Here is a 305-nt window from a genome sequence, read left to right as displayed (position 1 = left end):
GTACATAATTGGTGGTACGACAGAGGATATTATTACGCCATCTATGTCTTGAATCTTTATGTTTTCATGATCAAACAGACTTTTGATGATCATTGCATATTCATCCGCTGTTTTTTCTGGGTCTGTTTTTATCCTCCAATGATATTTTAAAGTCTTTTTTTCATATAAGCCCATGCTTATGTTAGAGTTTCCAATATCCATTGCAAATACCAAGGCAACCACCCCCATAACTTAAAAATTTAGTAAGAAAAAGGATGTCTAGAACAGACACCCTTTCTCCATAGTTATTTCCTATTTTTCACGAT

Annotated in this window: 1 protein-coding gene; it reads right to left on the bottom strand. The window is 33.8% G+C overall.

Translation table 11 applies throughout. The annotated features are described in order from the left end of the window. Window positions 1-201, bottom strand: a 201-nt coding sequence (locus tag AOA62_RS15750) for a type III pantothenate kinase (RefSeq protein ID WP_218244136.1), incomplete at its 3' end; no start/stop codon positions are given. Between the last annotated feature and the right edge of the window lie 104 nt (window positions 202-305).

This window comes from Pseudomonas sp. 2995-3 (assembly GCF_002742565.1).
Lineage (GTDB): Bacteria > Pseudomonadota > Gammaproteobacteria > Pseudomonadales > Pseudomonadaceae > Aquipseudomonas > Aquipseudomonas edaphica.
This window is presented reverse-complemented; position numbering and strand designations above follow the sequence as displayed.